The 19,916-nt window shown below is 74.2% G+C and carries 19 protein-coding genes; 7 read left to right on the top strand and 12 right to left on the bottom strand.

Features of this window, described 5'->3' with window-relative positions:
• The first annotated feature begins 158 nt into the window (after positions 1–158).
• The 3 genes from L7D48_RS11485 to L7D48_RS11475 all read left to right on the top strand — a co-directional run bounded on the left by L7D48_RS11485 (position 159) and on the right by L7D48_RS11475 (position 2,739).
• Positions 159–1,211: an NAD(P)-dependent alcohol dehydrogenase gene (locus L7D48_RS11485; protein WP_237879004.1), complete on the top strand. Its 1,053-nt coding sequence runs from the start codon at positions 159–161 to the stop codon at positions 1,209–1,211.
• A 149-nt stretch (positions 1,212–1,360) separates the two neighbouring features.
• Positions 1,361–2,029, top strand: a complete 669-nt coding sequence (locus L7D48_RS11480) for a pyridoxamine 5'-phosphate oxidase family protein (RefSeq protein ID WP_237878995.1) — start codon at positions 1,361–1,363, stop codon at positions 2,027–2,029.
• Positions 2,030–2,157: 128 nt separating this feature from the next.
• A complete protein-coding gene (locus L7D48_RS11475; protein WP_237878993.1) occupies positions 2,158–2,739 on the top strand; it encodes a tyrosine-type recombinase/integrase in 582 nt (193 codons plus the stop codon).
• An 88-nt stretch (positions 2,740–2,827) separates the two neighbouring features.
• Here the strand turns inward: L7D48_RS11475 and L7D48_RS11470 are convergent, their stop codons facing one another.
• From L7D48_RS11470 to L7D48_RS11445, 6 genes are all read right to left on the bottom strand, one after another.
• Entirely contained in the window at positions 2,828–3,724 is an 897-nt protein-coding gene (locus L7D48_RS11470) for a cytochrome c biogenesis CcdA family protein (protein WP_237878991.1), read from the bottom strand.
• A complete protein-coding gene (locus L7D48_RS11465) occupies positions 3,721–4,467 on the bottom strand; it encodes a DsbA family protein (RefSeq protein WP_374491970.1) in 747 nt (248 codons plus the stop codon). Before L7D48_RS11465 ends, L7D48_RS11470 begins: the two co-directional genes overlap by 4 nt.
• 125 nt (positions 4,468–4,592) lie before the next feature.
• Complete coding sequence (locus tag L7D48_RS11460; RefSeq protein ID WP_237878987.1) at positions 4,593–5,090, bottom strand: hypothetical protein; 498 nt, start codon at positions 5,088–5,090, stop codon at positions 4,593–4,595.
• A 114-nt stretch (positions 5,091–5,204) separates the two neighbouring features.
• Positions 5,205–5,660: a hypothetical protein gene (locus L7D48_RS11455; RefSeq protein WP_237878986.1), complete on the bottom strand. Its 456-nt coding sequence runs from the start codon at positions 5,658–5,660 to the stop codon at positions 5,205–5,207.
• A 349-nt stretch (positions 5,661–6,009) separates the two neighbouring features.
• On the bottom strand, positions 6,010–6,486 hold the full coding sequence (locus L7D48_RS11450; protein ID WP_237878984.1) for a VOC family protein: 477 nt from the start codon (positions 6,484–6,486) through the stop codon (positions 6,010–6,012).
• A gap of 233 nt (positions 6,487–6,719) precedes the next feature.
• Entirely contained in the window at positions 6,720–8,096 is a 1,377-nt protein-coding gene (locus L7D48_RS11445) for an endo-1,4-beta-xylanase (RefSeq protein WP_374491974.1), read from the bottom strand.
• A 787-nt stretch (positions 8,097–8,883) separates the two neighbouring features.
• Between L7D48_RS11445 and L7D48_RS11440 the strand changes: the two genes are divergently transcribed.
• Both L7D48_RS11440 and L7D48_RS11435 read left to right on the top strand, forming a co-directional pair.
• Positions 8,884–9,339, top strand: a complete 456-nt coding sequence (locus L7D48_RS11440) for a tellurite resistance TerB family protein (RefSeq protein WP_237878982.1) — start codon at positions 8,884–8,886, stop codon at positions 9,337–9,339.
• 176 nt (positions 9,340–9,515) lie between these two features.
• On the top strand, positions 9,516–10,493 hold the full coding sequence (locus tag L7D48_RS11435) for a TIGR03557 family F420-dependent LLM class oxidoreductase (protein WP_237878980.1): 978 nt from the start codon (positions 9,516–9,518) through the stop codon (positions 10,491–10,493).
• Positions 10,494–10,568: 75 nt separating this feature from the next.
• Here the strand turns inward: L7D48_RS11435 and L7D48_RS11430 are convergent, their stop codons facing one another.
• Together L7D48_RS11430 and L7D48_RS11425 are read right to left on the bottom strand one after the other, a co-directional pair.
• Positions 10,569–12,059, bottom strand: coding sequence for an MFS transporter (locus L7D48_RS11430; RefSeq protein WP_237878978.1), 1,491 nt, complete (start codon positions 12,057–12,059; stop codon positions 10,569–10,571).
• 165 nt (positions 12,060–12,224) lie between these two features.
• Positions 12,225–13,019 (bottom strand): phosphotransferase enzyme family protein, encoded by a 795-nt coding sequence (locus L7D48_RS11425; RefSeq protein WP_237878976.1) that lies wholly within the window; start codon positions 13,017–13,019, stop codon positions 12,225–12,227.
• Between the two features lie 178 nt (positions 13,020–13,197).
• On the opposite strand from L7D48_RS11425, the gene L7D48_RS11420 reads away from it, so the two are divergent.
• A complete protein-coding gene (locus L7D48_RS11420; protein WP_237879000.1) occupies positions 13,198–13,938 on the top strand; it encodes an SDR family NAD(P)-dependent oxidoreductase in 741 nt (246 codons plus the stop codon).
• A gap of 38 nt (positions 13,939–13,976) precedes the next feature.
• Here L7D48_RS11420 and L7D48_RS29420 read toward each other — a convergent pair whose 3' ends face one another.
• A complete protein-coding gene (locus L7D48_RS29420; RefSeq protein WP_237878974.1) occupies positions 13,977–15,359 on the bottom strand; it encodes a GDSL-type esterase/lipase family protein in 1,383 nt (460 codons plus the stop codon).
• Positions 15,360–15,655: 296 nt separating this feature from the next.
• On the opposite strand from L7D48_RS29420, the gene L7D48_RS11410 reads away from it, so the two are divergent.
• Positions 15,656–16,957 carry an alpha/beta fold hydrolase gene (locus L7D48_RS11410; protein WP_237878972.1) on the top strand — a complete coding sequence of 434 codons (1,302 nt, stop codon included), beginning with the start codon at positions 15,656–15,658 and terminating at the stop codon, positions 16,955–16,957.
• Between the two features lie 30 nt (positions 16,958–16,987).
• Here L7D48_RS11410 and L7D48_RS11405 read toward each other — a convergent pair whose 3' ends face one another.
• The 3 genes from L7D48_RS11405 to L7D48_RS11395 all read right to left on the bottom strand — a co-directional run.
• Entirely contained in the window at positions 16,988–17,269 is a 282-nt protein-coding gene (locus tag L7D48_RS11405; RefSeq protein ID WP_237878970.1) for an MW1434 family type I TA system toxin, read from the bottom strand.
• A 92-nt stretch (positions 17,270–17,361) separates the two neighbouring features.
• Positions 17,362–19,026, bottom strand: coding sequence for a DUF4139 domain-containing protein (locus tag L7D48_RS11400; protein WP_256462715.1), 1,665 nt, complete (start codon positions 19,024–19,026; stop codon positions 17,362–17,364).
• Positions 19,027–19,034: 8 nt separating this feature from the next.
• Positions 19,035–19,916 (bottom strand): DUF4139 domain-containing protein (locus tag L7D48_RS11395; RefSeq protein ID WP_237878968.1); only part of this gene is annotated, 882 nt, incomplete at its 5' end.

Below are 19,916 nucleotides of genomic sequence, written 5' to 3'. Positions count from 1 at the left end.
CTGGCCGCCCTGGCCGGCTGACCCGCGCCCCCCGCGCCCTCTCCCCGTACGTTCCGGACCGCCCCGCGGCCCGGTGGTGTCGCACCGGTACTCCAGGGGTACCGCGGGGCGGGACGGCTTCGAGGCCGTGCACGGATGGGAGGAAGCGGATGTCCGAGATGACCGCGGTGCGGCTCACCGGCTGGCAGAAACCCCCGGAGGTGACCCGGGTCCAGGTGCCCGAACCCGGCCCGGGAGAGGTCCTGCTGAAGGTGGCGGGCGCCGGGGTGTGCCACTCCGACCTGCACGTCATGGACTGGCCCGCCGGTGCGATGCCCTACGACCTGCCCTTCACCCTGGGCCACGAGACCTCCGGCTGGGTGCACACCCTGGGACCGGGTGCGCAGAACACCGGGCTGCGCGAGGGCGACGCGGTGCTGGTCTACGGCCCCTGGGGCTGCGGGGTGTGCCCGGCCTGCGCCCGCGGAGCGGAGAACTACTGCCACCGGGCCGCCGAACTGCGGGCCGCCGGCGGAGGGCTGGGCCTGGACGGCGGCATGGCCGAGTACATGCTCGTCCCCTCCACCCGGCTGCTCGTACCGCTGGGCGACCTGGACCCGCGCACCGCCGCGCCGCTGACCGACGCCGCGCTGACGCCCTACCACGCCGTCAAGCGCTCCCTGCACAAGCTGGTGCCGGGAACGGCGGCGGTGGTGATCGGCGTGGGCGGGCTGGGGCACATGGCCGTCCAACTGCTCAAGGCGCTCGGCCCGGCCGACGTCATCGCCGTCGACCTCGCCTCCGACAAGCTCGACCTGGCCGCCGGGGCGGGCGCCGACCACTGCGTGCCCGCCGGGGAGGGGGACGCGGACCGGATCCGCACGCTGACCGGCGGCCTCGGCGCCACCCTGGTGCTGGACTGCGTCGGCGCCGACGCCACGATGGCCACCGCCGCCGCGTGCGCCGCCGTGGAGGCCGACATCACCGTCGTCGGACTGGCCGGCGGCACGCTGCCCGTCACCTTCGGGGCCGTGCCCTTCGAGGCCGCGGTGTCGATCCCTTACTGGGGCAGCCGGCCGGAGCTGGCCGAGGTCGTCGCCCTCGCCCGCGCCGGGCGGATCCGCCCGCACGTGGAGGTGCACCCGCTCGGCGAGGCGGGCGAGGTCTACCAGCGGCTGCGCGACGGCCGGGTCGACGGCCGGGCGGTACTGGTGCCCACCGCCGAGGTCTGACCCGCCCCCGCTGCCTGCTGCCCGCCGTCCGCGGGTATGCCCCTTCGGCCCCCATGGAGCGGGGCGCGATCGGGTACCCGTGCACGGGTACCCGATCGCCACGGCGGAGCCCGCACCAGGCGGAGGGCTCGAGGAAGGAGGCGGTGGCCGTGCCCGACAAGGAGCACCACGAGCTGCCGGACCCCGGGGACATCGGCCGGCGGGTGGCCCTCCAGCGCGAGCGGCTGGGCCTCACCCGCGAGGAGGCCGCCGTACGGGCCGGTATGGCGCCGGGATACCTGCAGTACCTGGAGGAGCACCCCTCGGCCCCGAGCGGGCCGGGGCTGCTCAGGCTGGCCGCCGCCCTGGAGACCTCCGTGGAGTGGCTGCGCGGCGGCGGCACCGGCACCCCGCCCGGACGGGGGCGGGCCGCGGGCCGCCCCCGGTACCTCGAACTCGACGAGGAGGAGTGCTGGGCCAGGCTCTCCACGCACGGCGTGGGGCGCGTCGCGGTCACCACCGCCGACGGGCCCGCCATCATCCCGGTGAACTACCAGGTCGCGGACGGCGTGATCGCCTTCCGCACCAAGCCCGGCTCCGCGCCCTCGGCGGCCGTGGGACACGAGGTGGCGTTCGAGGTCGACTACGTGGACGACGCCTTCCGACGCGGCTGGAGCGTCCTGGTCGTGGGGCGGGCCCGGGCCGCGGGCGAGGACGAGGCCCGCCACCTGGCAGACCGGGAGCCCGGAGGGCCCTGGGCCGGGGGAGAGGAACGCGACCTGTGGGTGGTCGTCCGCGCCGAGCGCGTCACCGGGCGCCGCATCCACACGGACGACTGACGGACGACCGACCGCCGGGGCGTGACCGCCCGCCGGCAGGGATGTCATCATCGACGAGAAATAATGTGCCAAGCATGCGATAGTTCCGAACCGGAGGAATCCGAGCGGGCGCGGACGGAACGGAGACCATGACGACCGGGCGGACGGAAGAGGCGAAGAAGCCGGACGGGGCGGCGGAGGCCCGCTACCCCAGACCTCCGGTGTCGCTGGAGGAGGCCGAGTGGGTGTGGCGGACCCTGGCCTCCCAGGCCATGGAGGAGGGCGCGAAGCCGGAGACGGTCCGGCTGGCCGTGGTGACCGGGCTGGCCCGGGCCTCCGGCGCACGCTACGGCGACCTGCTGCGGTGCACGGTGCGGTCGCTGGACCTGGGAGCGGGGTGGGTGGACGTCGAGCACGGCAAGCACCGCGTCCCGCGGCGGCACGGCCTGGACGCGGGCACGGTGCCGGTGCTGCGCCGCTGGATGGACGTCCGTGCCGACCTGTGCGCCGAGCTGGAGGGCTCGGTCCCCGAGGCGCTGCTGCTGACGGTCCACCACACGCACGACAACGGGGTGACGGTCGCGGCAGGGCTGCCGATCACCCGGCAGGGCCTGGTGCTCTCCTGGCGCCGCTTCGTGTACCGCACCAACGCCGCCCACGCCGGCCGGCGCCCCCCGCTGCCCACCCGATTCGAGCAGCTCCGCCGCGCCTGGACCACCGCCGGGGCGTGACGCGCGGGCCCTCGGCAACCCGGGCCCGTTCCCTGGCCGCGCCGTAACGGCGCGGCCAGGGAACGGGCCCGGGAGAGGAAGATCCGCGTCAGTCGGTCCGGCTGGCGGCTGCCTGTCCCCGCTCCGAGCCGTCCGTCCCGCCGTCATCCTCGCCGCTGTCGCCGTCCTGCCGGGGGGAGCGCCATGCCCGAAGCAGCAGGAAGGCGGCCGCCAGGGTGGCGACCCCGGCCAGCACGGCCGCGTCGGGGATGCCGCCGCCCCAGTCCGTCACCCACCGCTGCAGAGCGAACTCCTGGTCGACGTCGAGCAGCGCGGGCAGCGCGGAGGAGCCGTCGAAGACCAGGAAGACGGAGCCCAGCAGGATGAAGAACAGTCCGGACAGCAGCGAGACGCTGTGCGTCTCCAGCCGTCCGACGCGCAGGGGGCGGCCGCGCAGCCACTTCCTGCGCCCCAGCTCGAAGCGCTCCCAGAACAGGGCCAGGGCGAACAGGGGCACGGCCATGCCCAGCGCGTAGACGGCCAGCAGGGCACCGCCGTACCAGGGGCCGCCGCTGACGGCGGCGACGGTCAGGACGCTGCCCAGGACGGGCCCGGCGCAGAAACCCGCCAGCCCGTACACCGCGCCCAGGGCCAGGACGGACAGGGGCGAGGAGGGCCGGACGCCGGCCGCGGCCGTCTGCATCCGGCGCGAGGCGAACCCCAGGCCCAGGATCTGGGCGACACCGAGCGCGATGACCGTCCAGCCCGCGACGGTGACCAGCAGATCGCGGTTGCCGTAGAACAGCCGGCCGGCGAAGGAGCCGGCGGCGCCCAGCGGGACGAGCGTCAGGCACAGGCCGCCGTAGAAGACCGCGGTCCGGCCCAGCAGCCGGGCCGGGCTGTTGAAGGAGTAGGCGAAGAAGGCGGGCAGGAGCAGGGCGCTGCAAGGACTGAGCAGGGCGAGCAGCCCGCCGGCGAACGCGGCGAGATATCCGATGTCGCTCACTTGCCGTGCGCCTCCGCCGCCTTCTTCGCGTCCTCGATCGCGTCGGTGAAGACCTCGGTCGGCTGGGCGCCCAGGATGGGCCGGTCGTTGACCAGGAAGGCCGGGGTGCTGGTGACGCCCAGCTCGTAGCCCTCCCGGGAGTCGCGCTCGATCGCCTTGCCGGCGGCATCGCTGTCCATGTCGGAGCGGAACTTCTCCAGGTCCTTCACCCCGGCCTCGCGGGCCATCCCCACGAGCTCGTCCTCGGCGAAGTGGCCGCTGTTCGTCTTGCGCTCCTCGCCGAAGGCGAGCTCGTGGAACTCCCAGAACCTGCCCTGCCGCCCGGCTGCGTACCCGGCCCGCGCGGCGGCCTCGGACTCCTCGCCGAAGATCGGGAAGTCACGCCACTCGATGCGCAGCACGCCGGCCTCGACGTACTTCTCGATCAGTTCCGGCTCGGTGTCACGGGCGAACTTCCCGCAGAACGGGCACTGGAAGTCGGCGTACTCGATCAGCACCACGGGGGCGTCGGTGCTGCCGATGGCGTTCGGGTCGCCGTCGTCGCGGCGGGCGAGGGCGAGGAGGTCCTCGTTGGGGGGTGCGGTGTTCTGCGGGGTCTCCACCCGGGCCGCGGGCTCGTCGTCACCGGAGCCCGAACCGGGGACTCCGCCCAGGGCCGACACCAGGCCCAGGACGAGTGCGAGGACGAGAACGGCGACGGCGGCCAGGGTGCCGCGCTTGCGGCGTGTGGACGTGCTGGACATGGCGGGCATGGCAAAGCTCCAGGGAAGAACAGGAGGAACGGAAGGAACGGGCGGCAGCGGCGGAAGGCAGGGGAGGGCAGGGAGAAGGCCCTGCCGGAAGTCCTGCCGGAAGCCCCGGGAGGCGGTCAGGCCGCGGGGGCCGCCGCGTCCTGTACGGGAGCGCGGCAGGCGATCTCACCGGTCAGCCGCTTCACCGCCGCCACGGCCAGCAGAGCGACCGAGGCGAGGGCGAGGAACGGCTGGACGGGGGCCCAGATGCCGAGCGCGCCGGAGGTGCCCAGGGTGATGAGGACGAACTTGTTGCACACCGGGCAGCCCACGGCCAGGAAGGACAGCACACCGCCGATGGAGCCCGAGCGCGATGCCCGGGGGGCGGTGGGGGCCTTGACGTAGGTGGCGATGACGATGCCGGCCGGCAGGGCGGTGGCGACGAGCGTCGGGTAGTTCCACCACAGTGTCGGAGTCATCCGGGAGAAGAGCGGATTGGGGATGACGGCGGTGGGGAGGCCGACCAGCAGGGCGGTCAGGGCGGCGCCGCCCGCCGCGGCGCCCCAGCGCAGCGGAGTCCACGCCGCGAGGGCGGTGCCGGCCGTGCGCAGGGTGCGCGGGAGGGAGGAGAGCATGAGGGGGATCCTGTCCTGTCGTGACGCGGGACCGGGAAGCCGCAGAGGCCGTGTGCGGACCGCGTGTGAACGATGACGACGGCGGGAGCCGCGGAAGGCGGCCCCGGGACAGGTCTAGATCCTCAGGACGGTGAAGGCGTGCGGGGCGTGTGCGACCGGCCCGTCGCGGCCCGTGGGAGCCCGGGCGCCGTGGATGTCGGGGTCCGCGGACACGGGACGCCCGTGGACCTCGGGCGCCGCCACGGGGTCTCCCGCGCCCGTGGCGGGGACGACCGCCGGCGCTTCCTCGCCGCCGGAGCACGAGGGGGAGCCGCCGTCGTCCGCCGTGGGTTCTGCCGTGGGCGCGGTCGCCGCCGACATGGCCCGGTCGGCGTACGCGGGCCCCTCGAAGGCGTGGGACACCTCCGTGAGAGGTGAGGGCGTGGCGGAGGCGAGCGCGCGGCCCTGGTGGGCCGGGGACGAAGAGGCCGAGGCCGGAAGGCAGAGCGCCGCCAGCAGAGCCGTGAGGGCCAGGGTCAGGGCGCAGAGGGCCTGCGGGGAGAGACCGGGGAGGCGACGGAAGACGTGCATCGCTTGTGCTCCCCCCTCTCCCAAAGGGCTCGGTCGCTCGGACGGCGTGAGGAATACGGTGTCGAACGTGCGGTCCACCGGGTGACCGGGGACACCCGGCAGCGTACAGGACGGCGTCGACCGCGGATCTTCCCTCCTTCCGCCGGGTGGGCGGGAGAGGCCGGGCGCGGACAACACCCCCGTTTCTATACCCCTAGGGGTATGAATGTCCAGAGGGGTCCGTCACGCGCGGTCGGCCCCCGGGGGCGGGCAGGCCCACGCGGTCGACGCTCCGGTGCGCATGGAGCGGCCCCTCCCGGTCCGAGCGGCCCGGTCCGGGGCCGCCCGGGCCGGGAGGAGACGACGGACGTCACTTTCCGGCGGCCTCCCGCAGGGCCTGGACGTCGATCTTCCTCATGCCGAGCATGGCCTTCATGACCTGCTGGGACACCGCCGGGTCGGGGTGGCTCAGCAGCTCGGTCAGTTCCCGCGGGACGATCTGCCACGACAGGCCGTAGCGGTCCTTGAGCCAGCCGCACACGCTCTCCTCACCGCCGTCGGTGAGCCTGGCCCACAGCTCGTCCACCTCCGCCTGGTCGGCGCAGTCCACCGAGAGCGAGATCGCCTCGCTGAAGGTGAACTCCGGGCCGCCGTTGAGCGCGATGAACTCGCGTCCCGCGAGCTCGAAGGTGACGGTCATGACCGATCCCGGCTCGCCCGGCCCGGCCTCGCCGTAGTACTGGACGTCCGTGATCCGGGAGTCGGGGAAGAGGGAGGTGTAGTACCGGGCGGCCTCCTCGGCCCGGCCGTCGAACCACAGACAGGTCGCGATCTTCTGCTTCTGCATGGCATGCCCTCCTGGTGTGCGGATGCCGAACGCCTTCCGATGGATGGACCGGCCGGGCCCCCGGAACTCATCGCCGCCCGCCCGGTGGATTCGGGCGGGCGGCGCACCGGGCGAGGGCGGCGGAGGCGGAAGAGGACGGAAGGAGGCCGACGCGCCGGTGGCGCGGCGGTCCGGAGACCGCCGCGCCACCGGGTGTGGGGGGAGGATGCGTGCGGGAGCCGCCGTGACCGGGGTCAGGAGGCGGTGCAGGAACCGAGTCGGGGCGCGTTCCAGTTGCCGTTGGCCATCACCGTGAAGCCGAAGCTGGTGGAGGAGCCGGCCGCCAGGGTGCCGTTCCCGCTGGGCCGCATGGTCATGACGTTGCCGCTGGAGTCCCAGTTCGGGGTGCCGTTCCAGGTGGCGGAGATCTTCTGCGGCGAGGAGACGGTCACCGTCGTGGACCAGTTGGTGATCGGGGCGCTGCCGGCCCTGACGGTCACCCTGCCGTTGAAGCGGTCGCCCCAGCGCTCGGTCTGCTCGTAGGTGACGGTGCAGGAGGCCGAGCCGCCGCCACCGGTGGTCCCGCCGTCCGTGCCGCCGGTGGTGCCTCCCGTGGTCCCGCCGGAGCCGGAGCCGCCGAGGGCCTCCAGGACGGCGGTGTAGGCGGGCTTCTTGTTGTAGTTGCCGTCGAAGAGCAGCGGGGTGTCGGAGGAGCGCCAGGAGTACTTGTCGGTCACGCCCCAGACGGTGATGCCGGTGCAGCGGGAGACGGCCAGGCACGCCTGGGTGACGCCGCGGTACTGCTCGGCCTGCGAGGAACCGGATCCGGCGATGTCGAGCTCGGTGATCTGGACGTCGACGCCGAGGTCGGCGAAGTTCTGCAGGGTGGTGTGGTAGTTGCTGGGCACCGGGTTGCCGCTGTTGAAGTGGGCCTGGAAGCCGACGCAGTCGATGGGCACGCCGCGCGCCTTGAAGTCCCTGACCATGTTGTACACGGCCTGGGTCTTGGCGTGGTTCCAGTTGTCGGTGTTGTAGTCGTTGTAGCAGAGCTTGGCGTCCGGGTCGGCGGCCCGGGCGGTGCGGAAGGCCTCCTCGATGAAGCCGTTGCCCAGGCGCTGCTGGAAGACGGAGTTGCGGCGCGCGCCGCTGGAGCCGTCCTCGAACGCCTCGTTGACCACGTCCCAGGAGTGGACCTGGCCCTTGTACTGGCCCATCACCCGGTTGATGTGGTTGTTCATCGCCGAGCGCAGGTCGTTCCCGGACAGGTTGGTCACCCAGTTCGGCAGCTGGGAGTGCCACACCAGGGTGTGGCCGCGCAGCTTCATCCCCTGGCTGCGGGCGTGGTTGGCGATCCGGTCCGCGGTGGCGAAGTTGAACGAGTTGCGGGAGGGCTCCAGGGCGTCCCACTTCATCTCGTTCTCGGCGGTGATCGAGTCGAACTCCCGGTTCAGGACGCTCATGTAGTCCGATTCGCCCATCCGGTTGGCGGCGATCGCGGTGCCGAAGTAGCGGCCCTGCTCCGCCGCCGCCCCGGCCAGGGTGGAGGCGGCGGAGGCGGTGCCGGTCAGAGCGGTGACGGTGCCCGCGGCCGCCAGCGCCAGGGTGGCGCCCACGACCAGCGCGTTGCGCAGCGCGGAGCGGCCGCGCCGGCCTGGTGTCCCGGGCTCCGGGGAGGTGCGGGGGGTGTCGATCACTGGGGTCCCTTCGTCCGTGGCCCGTCATCGTCCTGCCGGGGCAGAACGGGACGCCGTCGGGCCGGTGGGTGCCGTTCGCGGCTGCAGGGCCCGCCGTCCGGCGCGAGGTCGGTGACAGGTCCATGGCGATTGGCAACGATCGAAGTGGAGTATGCGCTGACCATGAGTCAGGGTCAATGCTTCCTTCCGGAAAAGTTTCGGATGGTGTCGAGGTTCGTTTCCCTTTACTGGCCAGCGCCTTGGGGTTTCTGAGGAGAAAATCGGTTCTTCCGGGACATGCTTCTGGCCGAAAGTTTCGGTTGTTTTCCGGATGGAGTGAGAGGATGTCCGCCGGACGGCCGCGGGCCCGGCCCGGACAGCACAAGGCCGCGCCGCGACGAGGGGGAGGGGCGTCGCGGGCGCGGCCGTACCGTGCGCATGCCCGGTGATCCGCCGCTCACACCCGGCCGACCGTGGGAAGGCGATCCGCCTCGCCTCCCCGGGGCCACCTACCCGGGTCCGCCTCCAACGGGCACCCCGCGCGGGTGCCATGACGCCGTATCACCCGGCCGGCGTATTCGCCCCTCCGGCCAGGGGCGATGTCACCGGAGCCGGTGCGGCACTTCTATCCTTCCCCCCGGAGCCGAACGGCGCGCGGACGGCCGCGGCTCCGCGCCGCCCCGCCGGGCGGACGGTCCGGACGGCGCGCGGCCCGGACCTCCCGAGCGACGTACGGAGTGTGCCCATGGCCCTGTGGAACCGCCTCAAGGAATCCGCACAGACGATGCAGGCCCAGCTGGAGGAGAGGAGGAACGAGCTCAGAGGCGGTGCGTTCCGCGACGCGTCCATGGCGATGTGCGCACTCGTCACAGCGGCCGACGGCACGGTAGATCCGGCCGAGCGGCGCCGTGTCGCCTATCTGATCGCCAACAACGAGGTGCTGAAGAACTTCCCCGCCGACGAGCTGCACGGCCTCTTCGAGGACCGGCTGGACGCGATCGCCGCCGACCGCGAGAGGGGCAGGGCCGACGCCCTCCGGGAGATCGCCGGGGTCAGGAGGAAACCGCTGGAGGCGCGTGCCGTCGTCCAGATCGGCATCGTCATCGCAGGCGCCGACGGCCGTTTCGACCTCGCCGAACGGGCCGTGGTCCGCGAGGTCTGCCAGGCCCTGGACCTGCCTCCGCACGAGTTCGACCTGTGAGCCGGTGAGCGCGGGGGGTTCGCCTCCCGTGCCTCCACGTCCGGCCCTCTTCCACCGCCGTCCCTCGTCCACATGGCCCACCGCGCCGTTTCGCGCCGCGTGCCGCGGGAACCCGCCGCGAGCGGCAACCGAACGGCACCACGTACGGCGACGTACGGCGAGGGACAGAGGAACAGATGCAGATCGGCTACAAACTGGCGGCGGAGGCGTTCGGGCCCGCCGAACTCGTCCGGCAGGCGGTCCGCGCGGAGCAGGCGGGTTTCGACTTCGTCGAGATCAGCGACCACTACCACCCGTGGCTGGACAACCAGGGCCACTCGCCGTTCGCCTGGACGGTCCTGGGCACCATCGCGGCGAAGACCGAGCGCATCGGACTGGCCACCGGCGTGACCTGTCCGACCGTGCGGTACCACCCGGCGATCATCGCCCAGGCCGCCGCGACGCTCGCCCTGCTCTCGGAGGGCCGGTTCGTCCTCGGCGTCGGTGCCGGCGAGCGGCTCAACGAGCACGTCGTCGGCCGGGGCTTCCCCGCCGTCGCCGCGCGCCACGAGATGCTCCGCGAGGCCCTGGAGATCATCCGGCTGCTGTGGCGCGGCGGATACCGGTCCTACGAGGGCAAGCACCTGCGCCTGGAGGACGCGCGGGTCTTCGACCTCCCCGAGGAGCTCCCGCTGATCGCGGTGGCCGCCAGCGGCCGCCCGTCGGCGCGGATCGCCGCCGAGCTCGGCGACGGGCTGTTCGCGACCGAGGCCAAACCGGAGATCCTGCGCCACTACCACGACGCCGGCGGCTCCGGCCCCGCCTACGCGGAGGTGCCCGTGGCCTGGGCGCCCGACGAGCACACCGCGGCCCGTGCCGTCCTGGAGACCACACGGTGGGCCGTCACCGGCTGGAAGGTCATGAGCGAGCTGCCCAACCCGGTCAACTTCGCGGCCGCCACCACCACCGTCCGGGAGGAGGACATGCTCGCCAACTTCGCCTGCGGCCCGGACCCGGCCAGGTTCACCGAGATGGCGCAGCAGTACGTCGACGCGGGTTTCGACAGGCTGGTGCTGATGAACGCCGGCCCCGACCCGGACGGCTTCCTGGAGTTCTACAGCAGCGAGCTGGACCAGCGCATCCGCGCACTGTCGCCGCGCCCGGCCGACTCCTGAGCGAACCCCGCACGGTGGAGGGGGCGCTGCGGCGGTACCGCCGCAGCGCCCCCTCCACCCCGTTCCGGGGCCGGGTCACTCGCGCTTGCCCGGGGCGGGCGTCACCTGCGCCGACAGCGGCACCGCGATGTCCTCCAGCGCCCGCCGCTCGGCCGGCACCGCCAGGAGGACGGCCACCAGCCCGGCCAGGGTCATCAGACCGGCGCCGATCTGGAAGGCGAGCACGGTGTCCGCGACGACGCCGGACTCGGTGAGCTTGGCGAAGATCAGCGGGCCGCTGATGCCTCCGGCGGCCGTACCGATGGCGTAGAAGAAGGCGATGGCCATCGCCCGCGTCTCCATCGGGAAGACCTCGCTGACCGTCAGATAGGCCGAACTCGCCCCGGCCGAGGCGAAGAACAGCACCACGCACCAGCAGGCCGTCAGCGTGGTGGCGCTCAGATGACCACCGTCGAACAACCAGGCGGTCGCGAAGAGCAGCAGCCCGGAGAGGATGTACGTGCCGGAGATCATCACGCGGCGGCCGACGGTGTCGAAGAACCTGCCCAGCAGCAGCGGGCCGAAGAAGTTGCCGACGGCGATGACGGCGAAGTAGTAGCCGGTCGAACCGGTGCCCACATCGAAGAACGTGGTCAGGATCGCGCCGAAGCCGAAGGTGATGGCGTTGTAGAGGAACGCCTGGCCGACGAAGAGCGACAGCCCCAGCACCGCGCGCTTGCGGTAGTGGGAGAAGACCGTGCGGGCGATCGTCCCGAAGCCGATGCTGCGGCGCGTGTGGATGGTGATCTCACCGGCGGGCGGCGGCAGTTCGGTGCCCTTCTCGGCGCGGATGCCCTCCTCGACCTCGCTCACCAGCTTCTCGGCCCTGTCGCCCTGGCCGTGGATGAACTGCCACCGCGGGCTCTCGGGCACATGGCGGCGCACCAGCAGGATGGCCAGACCGAAGACGACGCCGAGCGCGAAGGTCAGCCGCCACCCGACGTCGAGGGCGAAGACGTCGGTGTCCAGCATCACGATGGACAGCAGCGAGCCGCCCACCGCGCCCAGCCAGAAGCTGCCGTTGATGACCAGGTCGATGCGGCCGCGGTACTTGGAGGGGATCAGTTCGTCGATCGCGGAGTTGATGGCCGCGTACTCGCCGCCGATGCCGAAGCCCGTCAGGAAGCGGCAGGCGAAGAACCACCAGCTGGAGAAGGACAGCGCGGTCAGCGCGGTGGCGCCCAGATAGACGGCCAGGGTGATGATGAAGAGCTTCTTGCGGCCGTAGCGGTCGGTCAGCCAGCCGAAGAACAGCGCCCCCGAACAGGCGCCGGCCACGTACAGGGCCGCGGCGATGCCGGTCACCTCGGCGGAGGTGATGGGCAGACCGCTGCCCTCCTCCGCCAGCCGCCCGGCGATGTTGCCGACGACCGTGACCTCCAGGCCGTCGAGGATCCACACCGTGCCGAGCCCGATCACGATCATCCAGTGCCAGCGCGACCACGGCAGGCGGTCGAGCCTGGCCGGTACGGACGTCGTGACCGTGCCCGTACCGGCCGACGATTCCACGGGGCTGTCAGTCGCCATCACCACTCCCTTCGGCGCCGTGCCGAGGGGGTGCGCCTCGGCGCGCTCCTCACGGTTTCCCTGTGCCGGGTGGTCCACACGCGCCTGTGCGGGGAGGGCGTGCGGGAGGAACGCGGCCGAGCCCGTGGGTGCCCGGCGGCCCGGCGGCCCGGTCCTCCGGCGGTCTCAGCCGCCGAGCAGGGCGTCCAGCCACAGCCGCTCGCGCCGCTCGGTGTACTCGGCGTCCCGCCGCCAGGCGTCGCCGTGGCCCTCGTCCCACAGCCTCGCCCACGGCTGGACACCGTGTGCGGCCCGGTCCCGCAGGAAGTCGTGCATGGCGCGGGTACGGCGCCCCAGCAGGGGCACCAGGCGGCGGCGTCCGTCCTCGTCCAGCCCGTAGGCGCCGGCGAAGGCCCGCAGCCGCGCCCCGGCGTCCGTACGCCGGAAGGCCGGGTTCGCCGACAGCGGGACGAAGCCGTGGGCGGCGTAGGCCAGGTCCTCCAGACGGGAGCCGGGCGCCGCGCCGTCCCAGTCGATGAACGCCCAGCCCCGGCCGCCGTCGGACACCAGGTTCCACGGGGCCAGATCGTGGTGGGCGATGATCTCGTGCCCCTCGGCGGGGACCAGCCGCCGCCAGCGGGCGCCGGGCGGCGGGGTGAAACCCGCCACGGCGTCGTGGAACTCCCGGATCAGACGTGCCACCCGCTCCAGCCGGTGGACCGGGTCCAGCAGGGAGAAGCGGTCCGGCCACACGGTGCGGCCCGGCAGGTACGTGAGCACCTCGCGTCCGCGGTCGTCGACGCCCAGCGGCCGGGGCGCCCCTCGGAACCCGGCCCCGTGGAGGTGCTCCAGCAGGGCGTGCACGGCGGGCGTCCAGGGCCCCGCGGGGCGGCGTACGGTGTCACCCACCCGGACGACGCCCGCGCTGACGTTCCCGCCCGGCAGCGGCTCCTCCGCGAACTCCCGCACGTCACGCTCCACACCGCCCAGTCTCACCCGCCCGCCTCCGCCCGCGCATCCGGATTAGGGTGTGGGCGCCCGACGGCCACATCCGCGACCCACCCAGGAGCCTGCCGTGCAGCACCCCGACGGATCCGAGACGCCCGACGCCGGTGAGACGGCCGCGGCCACAACCGCGTTCCCCGGCAGCGGCCGGCGCGTGCTGGTCAGCGGCGCGTCCCGGGGGCTGGGCCGGGCGGTGGCGCGGGCGTTCGCCGCCAACGGGGACACGGTGGCCGTGCACCACGGCAGCCGCCGGCAGGACGCCGAGGCCACCTTGGCCTCCCTGCCCGGCGACGGGCACGTCCTGCTCGGCGCCGACCTGGCCGACCCGCGGCAGACCGCCGGCCTCGCGGACGCGGCGGCCGAGGCGCTGGGCGGCCTCGACGTCCTGGTCAACAACGCGGCCGTCAACACCCCGCACCCGCCCGCGACCACGGAGTACGACCACTGGTGCGCGGCCTGGCGGCGGCATGTGGACGTCAACCTGCTCGGCACGGCGAACCTCAGCCACGCCGCCGCCCGCCACATGATCGGCCAGGGCACCGGCGGCCGGATCGTCAACGTCGGCTCGCGCGGGGCGTTCCGGGGCGAACCCGACCACCCCGCCTACGGCGCCACCAAGGCCGCCGTCCACGCGCTGGGCCAGTCCCTGGCCGTCGCCCTCGCCCCCTACGGCATCGCCGTCACCTCGGTGGCGCCGGGCTTCATCGACACCGAACGCGTCACCCACCGCCTGACCGGCCCCGAGGGGGAGGCCATCCGCGCGCAGAGCCCGTACGGGCGGGTGGCCTCGCCCGAGGAGGTGGCCGAGGCGGTGCTGTGGCTGGCGTCCCCGCGGGCCCAGTGGAGCGCGGGCGCGGTACTGGACCTGAACGGGGCCTCCTATCTGCGGACCTGAGCGGGGCCGGCCCGCCCGCCCGGACGGGCCGGCCCCGCTCAGGCGGCCCGGTCGGTCCGGGCGGAGCCCGCCTCCCACCGGCCGAGGCCGAAGACGCCGAGGTCGATCGCCTCCGCCATCGCCGCGTGGCCCGCCGCGTTGGGGTGGTAGCAGTCCGCCTCGTACTCCGCGCGGATCCTGGTCGGGTCGGCCGGGTCCCGGACGGCGGCGTCGAAGTCGACGAAACCGTCGAACAGCCCGCCGGTGCGCACGAACTCGTTCACCGCCAGCCGGTTGGCCTCCTTGGCGCCGCCGGCGGCGTTGCACATGGGCATCAGGGTGGCGCCGACGACCTTCAGCCCGCGCTCGCGGGCGCGCTCGGTGATCTCCCGCATGGCGTCGATGACCTGTTCCGCCGGCGCCGGAGGAGCGAACTCGCCGCCTCCCAGATCGTTGGTGCCCTCGAACAGGACCATGTACCGCGCGCCCGCCAGGGCCAGTACGTCGTCCTCCAGCCGGTCGGGTGCGGGCGGCCCGCAGCACTGGCCGGTGGGGTCGTAGGGGTTGGGCTGGCGGCTGACGGTGTTGCCCGAGATGCCGGCGTTGGCGACGGCCAGCTGCCGGTGCGGGGGAAGGGCGTTGATCCGGCGCGCCAGCAGGTCCGTCCACCGGTCGCCGCCCCCGGTGGCGTTGTGGCCGGAGGTGTTGGAGTTGCCCAGGGCGACGATGGTGCCCGCCGCGGGCGTGCGGCCGTCGACGACGTCCACCCACCACAACTGGCCCGGGTGATACCCCGGTTCTTCCGACAGCCCCCGGTCCTGCTCCGGATAGGAGGCGTCGCCGGTGTCACGGGTGTGGTCGCCGGGCAGCGACAGGAAGCTGCCGGGAGGGTTCGGGGTGGGCGGGGGGAAGGTGTGGTCGTTTACCGGAGCGCCCGGCGCGTACAGGCTGACCGCCAGGTTCTGCTGGGCGGACACCCGCAGCGGCACCGGGTCGCTGTAGACGCGCTCGCCCGGTGCCAGGGTCACCCGGCCGCGCCCGCCGAAGGTGAGGGTGCGCAGGGAGCGGGGGACGAGGTCGGCCTCCCCGACCCGCCGCTGCAACCCGATCGTGGCGGAGCGGAAGACCGCCGGGCGGTCGCCGTACGGGTTGCCGATCCGCACCCGCAGCCAGGTGGCCGACACCGAGGCGCGGGCGATGTTGCGCACGGTCAGGTCGGGGGAGGTGCCGTGCGCCCCCTGGAGACTCGCGCTCCAGATCGCGCTGCGGCCGTGCGCCGGCCCCCGCTCGCGCGATCCGGCCTCACCGGCGCCGGTGCCGGAGGCGGCGGCCGGGGGAGCGGCCGGCAGGGGGAGCAGCAGGGAGACGAGCAGTATCAGCAGCGGGGCCGGCCACACGCTCCCGCGGGCGCGGTGTCCGCCGCCTCTCGGCGAAGACGTCACGGCGTTCCTCTCGTTGGCTGGTGCGGTGGGCGTACCGGGCGTCGAGAAGCTGAAGTCGTGCGTGGTGACAGGCGGTTCGGGAGGGCGGAACACGCGGCGCACGCGGGGTGGGAGGGCCGCGCCCCCGCACAGTAGGAACGCCCCGGCCGGGACGTCAACACCGCCTCGACGCAGCCCGGCGGCACCCGTTCGCAGGGGCCCGCGCCCCCGAAGGGGTCGTGTGCCGCGTACGGTGCGAACGAAGCCGTCCGGCACACGCCCGGCACCCCCGACCCCGGCACGAGGAGCCCAGCACCATGGACACGGCCGTCTACCGCCACAACGGGCTCGTCTGCGCCGACCACACCCTCCGGGTACCACTGGACCACACCCGCCCGGACGGCCCGGAGATCACCCTGTTCGCCCGCGAGGTGACCGCCGCCGGACGGGAGGGGGAGGACCTGCCCCGGCTGCTGTGGCTCCAGGGCGGCCCCGGTCACCGGGCCGAACGGCCGACCGCCCCGGGAGCCTGGCTGTGCGAGGCGCTGCGCGACCACCGTGTCGTCCTGATGGACCAGCGCGGCACCGGCCGCAGCACCCCGGCCGACCGCCGCACCCTCGCGGCCCTCCCCGGCGCCGCCGCCACCGCCGCCCACCTGGCGCACTTCCGCGCCGACTCCATCGTCCGCGACGCCGAACTGCTGCGCCGCCACCTCGCCGCCGGCGGGGAGCAGGACCGCCCCTGGACGGTGCTCGGCCAGAGCTTCGGCGGCTTCTGCGCCCTGACCTACCTGTCCCTGGCGCCCGAGGGACTGGAGAAGGTGATGATCACCGGCGGCCTGCCCTCCCTGACCGCGCACGCCGACGACGTCTACCGCGCCGCTTACGCCCGTGTGGCGGACCACAACGAGCGCTACTTCGGCCGCTACCCCGGCGACCAGCGCCTGGCCGACGCCGTGGCCGGGCACCTGGAGCGCGAGGACGTACGGCTGCCCACCGGCGAGCGGCTGACCGTGCGCCGCTTCCAGACCCTGGGCACCGCCTTCGGCGGCGTCTCCTCCTTCGACTCCCTGCACTACCTGCTGGAGACCGCGTTCGTCCCGGGCGCGCGCGGACCGGAGCTGTCCGACACCTTCCTGCGCGGCGTCGAGGCCGCCGTCTCCTACGCCGAACGCCCCCTGTACGCCATCCTGCACGAGGCCATCTACGCCCAGGGCGGCCGGCCCACCGCCTGGTCCGCGCACCGGGTCCGCGAGGAGTTCCCCGCCTTCGACGCCTCGCGCGGCGGGCCGCTGCGCTTCACCGGGGAGATGGTCTACCCCTGGCACTTCGAGGAGGACCCGGCGCTGGAGCCGCTGGCGGAGGCCGCCCACCTGCTCGCCGGGCGCACCGACTGGCCCCCGCTGTACGACGCCGACCGCCTGGCCGCCAACCGGGTGCCGGTGGCGGCGGCCGTCTACCACGACGACATGTACGTCGACCGCGAGCACTCCCTGCGCACCGCCGCCGCCGTACGCGGCCTGCGCCCATGGATCACCAACGCCCACGCGCACGACGGCGTACGGGTGGACCCCGCCGTCTACGGCCGGCTGCTGGCCATGGTGCGCGGCGAGATCTGACGGCCGCCCCGGCCCCGGCGGCGGAGCCGCTCAGTCCCCGCCGCCGGTCCGGCCCCCGCCGGCGTCCTCCGGCGCGTCGACGTCGTACCAGTCGTCGGCCAGCAGCCCGGCGTGCGACGGCTGCACCCCGGCCTGCACGGTGCCGTCGGCGGTGACGAACCGCAGATGGGCGGCGAGCGGCCGGCTCCGCCCGTCGGGGCAGGCGCAGACCGACTCCGGTTCCAGGTAGACGTACTTGCCGGGCTGGATCCAGCCGCGGCGCGCCACACGGCGGCCGTTCTTCAGTAGCTCCAGGGCTGCGGAGAAGTCCATGCGGCGAACGTAGCGGACCGCCCGGGAGGGTCTTGAGAACCGGATGCCGGATGCGCTATGAGAAGATCCGCCCGCCGAATCCGTCGCAGCCGTCAGAGCCCCACGACGCCGTCCGCGGCCGTGAGTTCGTACTCCAGCGTGATCTCGCGCCTCTCGCCGGGAGCCAGCCGGAGGGTGTAGCGCACCATGCCCTCCGCGTCGACGCCCTCGTCGGGCTCCGGCAGGCACGCTTCCTTTCGCAGCCGCACCTCGACGGCGGACACCTCCGAGACCGGGACGCGCTCGCGGACCACCACGACCGCCGCCTCCCCCCGCGGGGAGGAGTCCAGCCGGGAGACGAACAGCCGCACCGTGCGCGTGATCACCGTGCGGTGGTTGACGCCGCTCAGGCCCGCGGTGCCGCGGCTCTCCCCGACATGGCGCACCACCCGGTAGGTGTCCTCGCTGCCGAAGGCCAGCGAGACCTCCTCGCCCTGCCCGGTGAACGGCAGTTCGCCGCGTCCGGTGAACCCGCCACCGCGCACCAGGTCCACCGGCCCGGCCAGCAGCACGTGCCCGGCCCCGTTGGCCGCCCTGGCCACTCTGGTCACCAGCGGCGACAGTTCGGGGGCGCACTCCAGCCCGGTGCGGCAGGGTGCGGTGAACGCCGACAGCGGCACCCGGTGGGGGCGCCCGTCACAGGCCACGTCGACGGGCGCCGCGGCGGTCATCACCCGCACCTCGCCGCCGTCCGACAGCCCCGGAAGCTCCGCGTCCGCCCCGGCCTGCCCGGCCGGCCCGTCTCCGTTCGGCCCGTCCCCGACCGTGCGCACCTCCTCCTCGCGCAGATCCACCTCCACCGTGCGCCGCTCCGCGGCCGAGCGCTCCCGCAGCACCAGCTCGTCCTCGTGCAGCGCCGGGGGACCGGCGGCGAGGGTGGGCCGGGCGGTGGACAGCGACAGCCGCACCCCCTTCCAGTCCTCGCCGGTGCGCTGCCACACCACCGCGTCGGTCTCCAGGCGCACCGACCGCTCGTCCCCGGCCAGCGTCGCCCGGTACGCCGGACGCCACAGGGCGCAGGGCACCAGATGGGTCAGACGCAGCACGGCGGGCCCGGCGCGGTCGGCCTCGACGACCACCTCGACGACCGCCGTCAGCTCCTGCGGCTCCTCCTCGGTGCGGCGCAGAGCCCGGCGCGCGTCCTCCAGTTCCTCCTCCGCGCCGAGCAGCCGGCGCCGCAGCAGACGCAGCTCCCCGGAGCGCGCCTCGTCCTCCTCGTCGATCCGCTCCATGCGGTCCGCCCAGCGCTCCGGGTCGGCCGAACCGGCCCCGGCGCCCTCGGCGACATCGCGGTACAGGTCCGCCCTGGCCTGGGCGACGACCGCGAGGCGGCTCTCCAGCCGCTGCCGCAGCCACCGGGCGTCGCGCAGCTCCTCCTCCAGATCGCGGACCCTGCGGCGCAGCTCGGATGCGTCGTCGCCCAGGTGCCCGGGGCGCGGGGGCGCGTATGTGCGCACCACCCGGGCGTCGACGACCCGGACGCCGCCCGCGCCACCCTCCCCGGCCGGTACCTCCGCGCGCAGGGAGCGGTCCACGGCCAGCGGCGTCACCGGGCCGACCAGCAGCCGCTGCGCGCCCGCGGCCAGTTCGACGCTCCCGCGCCGCTCGACCTGGGCCCGGTCCTCCATGCACGTCACGGCGGTGACCGGAAGGGGGACCGGTTCCGGGCGGGGGGCCGGCGCGCCGCGGCCGGCCGTGCCCTGAGGTGTACGGGTCATGGTGTGGATCAGTCCCTCCGGTTCCCGCCGACCAGTGCCTTCCCCGCGGGGATCCGCACCTCGTATCCGCCTCGGAGGACGGTGGTCCGGCCCGGATCCAGCTCCACCCGCCAGATCCGCGCCCCGCGCACATGGCGGCCGTCACCGCCGTCCCCGTCGTCGAGGGGCCTGCCGGGGTCCGTCCAGGGCGGCTCGGCCGGGCGCTCCTCGATCCGCACCTCCTTGTCGGCGCTGACGGGCACGCGTTCGCGCACCTCCACCGTGATCCGGTGCGCGAGGCGGTTGGCGAGCTCGATCTCGACGGTGTGGTCGAGCACCGTCGTCCCACCGCGCAGTCCGGCGGCGGACTCGCGCAGACGCGTACGCCGCGCCGCCTTCACGCTCTCGACCGCGCCGATCCCCACCCTGCGGCACTCCCCGGGCGCGAGGGTGGGCAGCGGCGCGGTGAGGACGAAGTCGCCGTCCACGACGACGTCGGCCGGCCCGGCCGGCAGCGGGTGGCGGGAGGCGTTGGTCAGCAGCACCGTGCCGTACACGGTGGGGTCCACCGACGGCACGCACACGTACTGAGGCACCGTCTCCACCGGGATCTCGCGGACGGGGACGGTGTGCCAGGCCCCGTCCGCGGCCACGTCCACGGGGGCGGCCGTGTCGTAGCGGTGGTGGAAGGAGCCGGCGGACCGCCGTACGTCGACCGCGTGGGCGGGCCGCGCCAGCCGTGCCACGGACTCGGCCCGCCGCCGCTGTTCGGCGACGGCCGCGCCCCTCTTCTCCGACGCGGGCCGCAGCCTGCCGCGCCGGCCGGGCTCGTCCGGGCCGGCCAGCGTCAGACCCAGGTAGTCGAGCATGCCCTCGGCCGGACCCGGCGGGGAGGGCGGGGAGGGGACGGC

It is taken from the genome of Streptomyces sp. ICN903, assembly GCF_022015835.1.
Taxonomy (GTDB): Bacteria; Actinomycetota; Actinomycetes; order Streptomycetales; family Streptomycetaceae; genus Streptomyces; species Streptomyces fenghuangensis.
Note: the sequence above shows the minus strand (reverse complement) of the source record. Positions and strands in the feature narration are given on the sequence as shown.